The organism is Vibrio ordalii ATCC 33509 (assembly GCA_000257205.1).
GTDB lineage: Bacteria > Pseudomonadota > Gammaproteobacteria > Enterobacterales > Vibrionaceae > Vibrio > Vibrio ordalii.
The window spans coordinates 1-658 of sequence record AEZC01000002.1; the positions used below are offsets into that span (position 1 = coordinate 1).

Consider the following 658-nt stretch of genomic DNA (forward strand, 5'->3'; position numbering starts at 1 on the left):
TGCCAGAGGGGGGGTTACCGAATTTTCCGACACAGTTTGCTTTGAACAATTTCAACATTTGACACATTGGCAATATTCGAAGAACTCCGCTTTGGCCATGACTAAAGATTGGAATCATTTTGTTACATTTTGCAAAATAAGATGTGTTACTCCTCTTCCTGGCTCAACAACAGCTGTTAGGCAATTTATCGAAACGGAAGCTCGTGTGAGAAAATACGCGACTATCAGGCGTTACATGGTCACTATTGGTATCATCCATCACTTACTTTCGATGAAAGACCCCACGCAAAACCGACTCACTCAACTTTCTTTGTTTCGTCTTAAAGGAGAGAAAGGTGATGATGCTAAGCAAGCGACACCGTTAACGAAAAAACATTTATTAGCACTAGATATACAACTTATTCATTCACCTCACAAAAAGGATATCCGCGATCTTGCAATCTATTATGTGATGTTTGAGTGTGCTTTGAAACGAAGTGAGCTTAAAAAACTAAGTACAGGCCAAGTTTTAACTGTGGATGGGCAAATGAAGATCATCGTGGGAAATGTCGATTATTATCTTTCTCAATCGGCCTCTCTTGCACTTAAAAAGTGGCTACAATTACTTAATAAAGGTAAGCGCATCATAAACACCGCATTCTAATCAACCTCGAAAAAA

Annotated in this window: 1 protein-coding gene; it reads left to right on the forward strand. The window is 39.2% G+C overall.

What is annotated here, in order from left to right; genetic code table 11:
- Positions 1-643: hypothetical protein (locus tag VOR_RS16440; protein WP_010316877.1), on the forward strand; the 643-nt coding region annotated here is incomplete at its 5' end.
- Positions 644-658 lie beyond the last annotated feature (15 nt).